Raw genomic sequence first — 4,179 nt, 5'->3', positions numbered from 1 at the left:
CTCCTGTCGGCGCGCCGGGAGAACTCTATATCGGCGGTGCCGGGCTGGCGCGGGGATATTTGAACCAACCGGAACTGACGGCCGCATGTTTTGTGGCGAATCCCTTTGCCACCGCAGAAGATAAGGCTCTCGGTTACACCCGCCTGTACAGAACTGGCGATTTAGTCCGCTGGCAGCCGGATGGCAATCTGGAATATCTGGGCCGCAATGATTTTCAGGTCAAAATCCGTGGCTATCGCGTTGAATTGGGTGAAATAGAAATTGCCCTGACTACCCACCCACAGGTAAAACAGGCGGTGGTAATTGACCATGAGCATAACAGTCATAAAGTACTGGCGGCATATCTGGTGACGACGGGGGAATTGTCTGATGACAGCCTGACTGAGCATCTCTCTTCCCGCTTACCGGACTATATGCTGCCGGCCAGTTTTACCCGTATTGAATCCGTCCCCCTGACTCTGAACGGAAAACTGGATCGCCGCGCCTTGCCTGAGCCAGTCTGGGGGGATCGTGACAACTATGTCGCGCCCCGCAATGCGCTGGAAACCCAACTGTGTGCCATTTGGCAGGACGTGTTGGGACTAGAATACATTGGCATTGAAGATAACTTTTTCCGCATCGGGGGGGATTCCATTGTCAGTATCCAACTGGTGTCAAAACTGCGGCAAGCGGGCTTTTCCCTCCAGGTTAAATCAATTTTTGAAGCACCAACGGTGGCCCGATTAGCCCAACTACTGGCTCTCTCATCATCTACCGTTAATGTGCTCGCAGAGCAGGGACTGTTAAGCGGGGAATTTAGCCTGTTGCCTATCCAGCAAACCTTCTTCGACTGGAATTGGCCAAATCCACACCATTGGAATCAGGCATTTATGATCCAGATCCCCGGGGATATCAAATCCGTACAGATTGAACAGGCCCTGATAATGCTGGCTAAACGGCATGATATGCTGCGTGTCCGTTTTATAGATACCGAAAACGGCTACCGTCAGTACTATTCCACGGAAATACCATCTTCATATTCCCTCTTACATCACTGTGATATCAAGGGATTAAATAAGGAAGCATTACATCAACAACTAACCCAATGGCAAAGTGGCTTTGATTATTGCCGCAGGCCATTATGGCAGGCAGGTCATCTGACCGGATATACGGATGGCAGCGCCCGGCTATTTTTCGCATTCCACCATTTGATTATTGATGTGGTTTCCTGGCGAATTATTGCTGAACATATGCATCTGTTATTACAGGGGATGACCTTACCATTGAAGACCAGCAGTTATCGACAATGGGTAACAGCCGTCCATCATTATGCACAGCAGCATCAGGATGAAGTACCCTACTGGCAACAGGTGATAGCAGGAAACGGCACCAAACCCGCGCTGGGCGACATCACCCAACACCTGTTAAGCATTCCTGCCGAAATGACTGACATGCTACTACATGAAGCCAACACCGGTTACAACACTGAAATTAACGACTTACTGTTAAGCGCATTGACACTGGCTTTGCAGGAGACTTTCTACCAAGCAGTAAACTACATCATTCTGGAAGCACATGGCCGAGAATCCATTGACGACACATTAGATCTTTCCGAAACCGTTGGCTGGTTTACAACCACGTACCCTGTCCGCCTGGAAATGCAGACTGATATTGCAAAAACCATCATTCACACCAAAGAAATGCTTCGTGCCGTACCGAATAAAGGTATTGGTTATAGTGCGTTACATCAAGCGGGATATCTGACCAGCAATTTACCAACCATCAGTTTCAACTACCTTGGTCAGTTAGGAGGAGCCAGCCATCAAGATTGGTCCATAACCAACGATGATTGTGGGTCTGTGTTAGCCAGCAAAAATATCAGCCATTTACTACTGGGTATTAACGGCGCAGTTCAGGCGGGAAAACTACAATTCAGCGTGGATTCCCGCTTGCCACAAGCCCGGACAGAGATATTTATCACGGCATTTGAGCAAGCACTCAATAACGTCATTGCTGCTGGTCAAAAGCAGGCTCAATTGGGCGGAATAAAAACCCCCAGTGATTACGGGTTCAAAGACATTTCAATGGAACAACTAAACCAGCTCACTCATCGTTTTGATCATATGAATCATGAAAATTCAGACTATCACTCAGAAAAGAAAACTATTTTGGACGTGTAAAAAATGTTGATGCTATTTAAAGAACTTAATAAAAATCATATGTCAGTATGGGTCTATGAAGATAAGTTGAAACTGGCGTTCACCGGAGAAACTCCTCCCTCCCAACTTATTGATAAGGTTAAACAGAGAAAAGAAAATATATTAGATTTTTTGAATAAAAAAAGTATTTTCTCTGAAAAAGATTTTAAAAGTTTTATTTTCAATGAAAATCATTCTGGTTCGAATGATTCAGTTATCTCCCCCAGAAAAAAAATTGAAGCGATATTTCCTGCTACCAGCTTGCAACAGGGGTTTGTTTATCATCATCTGACTCAGCCACAGGATGATGCTTATCGTGTGCAATTGCTGTTGGATTATCACACCAATATCAACTTTCCCGTCTATCAACAAGCTTGGTCACTGGCTTCACTGCGTTTCCCCATTCTCAGAACCGCATTTGATTGGGAAGGAAAAATATTACAGATCGTAACAACGGGCGCCAGTATTGGACCATTGAACTTCAAGTTCAAAGATATCAGTCAATTACCTAAAGAAGACCGAAACAAGGCGATTGACGAAATTCAACAATATGACCGTACCCTACCTTTTGATTTAAGCCAGCCCGGGTTAATCCGCTTCACGCTCATCAGGCAGGATGAACAGTTAGTCACCATACTGCTTACGCAACATCACTGCATTGCTGATGGCTGGAGCCATCCGATTTTATTGCAAGCTGTGCATGAGTATTACAACCAATTGATAAGAGGGCAGAAGCCCCAGATTATGGTGGAACAGACTTATCTGGCAACCCAGCAATATCATTTGGATCATCAAGCTGAATCAGACACCTATTGGGAGGCATACAAAGCCCAATTTCAGGGCTCCAATGATTTTTCTGCGTTGTTAAGTCACCGTGTCGATTTAGCGCAAATAAAAAGCATTGAAAACCCGGCTGAACAAGAACTCATTATTCAAGGCAGCGCTTATGCGCAGCTTAAGAATATGTGCCGGACACAAGGGGTGACACTGAATGTGGCCTTGCAATTTGCCTGGCATAAGTTACTTCACAGCTACACAAGCGATGCACAGACCATTGTCGGCACCACCGTCTCCGGCCGCGATGTACCAGTGGACGGGATCGAGTCCAGTGTTGGCCTATATATCAATACATTGCCGCTAATGGTGCAATGGCATCCAACAGACAGTGTGGCTACTGTTTTGCGAGACATCCAAAAGAATATCGCTGTGCTCAACAGCCACAGTGCTGTCTCACTGGCCAGTTTACAATCCGACGGAGAACGCTTATTCCACAGCCTGCTGGTATTTGAAAACTATCCGTCCCCGGTGGTAAGCCAAAACCCAACCGGTATAGAACATACCCTGACATTCCGTCAGTCCGTCGAAAAAGTGGATTATCCGGTATCGCTGGCAGCCTATGAGCACAATAACAGTCTCATCATCAAATTTAGTTATGGCAAAGACTGGCTGACAGAAGCGCAGACACAGCGCCTGCTGGGTCAGCTTGAGCGTATCCTGCACGCGGCCGCATGCAACCCAGACCAGTTACATACGTCAATCACCTTCCTCAGCGAAGCAGAGCGTCATACCCTGTTGCACCGCTGGAATCAGACCGATGCGCCTTACCCGCAGGATAAAACCCTGCAACAACTGTTTGAAGCCCAGGTGGAAAGCACGCCGGATAACGTGGCGCTGGTGTTTGAAGGCGAATCCCTGACCTACCGCCAGCTTAACGAACGAGTCAACCAACTGGCTTATGCGATCCGTGAACGGTGTCAGCCACACCATCATGTTCCTATGCAAGCGGATACCCCCATCGCTCTCTACCTCGACCGCAGTCTGGACATGGTGATCAGTATTCTGGCGGCACTGAAAGCCGGGGGCGCTTATGTCCCCATTTCCCCTGAATATCCATTAGAGCGGGTTCGGTTTATTTTGGACGATACCCAATCCCCCTGCGTCGTCACTCAGCAAAAGTATCTGGCAACGCTGGCGACAGAGACGCAAACATATGCGGTGCAAC

2 protein-coding genes are annotated in these 4,179 nt (G+C 47.4%); both read left to right on the top strand.

From position 1 onward, the window contains the following. The coding region (locus EAE92_RS23740) for a condensation domain-containing protein (RefSeq protein ID WP_214069822.1) at positions 1-2,159 on the top strand (2,159 nt) is incomplete at its 5' end. 3 nt (positions 2,160-2,162) lie between these two features. Next, positions 2,163-4,179: condensation domain-containing protein (locus EAE92_RS23735; RefSeq protein ID WP_214069821.1), on the top strand; the 2,017-nt coding region annotated here is incomplete at its 3' end.

It is taken from the genome of Photorhabdus hainanensis (assembly GCF_018448965.1).
Taxonomy (GTDB): domain Bacteria; phylum Pseudomonadota; class Gammaproteobacteria; order Enterobacterales; family Enterobacteriaceae; genus Photorhabdus; species Photorhabdus akhurstii.
The sequence above is the reverse complement of the archived record's forward strand: the minus strand, read 5'-3'. Positions and strand labels throughout refer to the sequence as shown.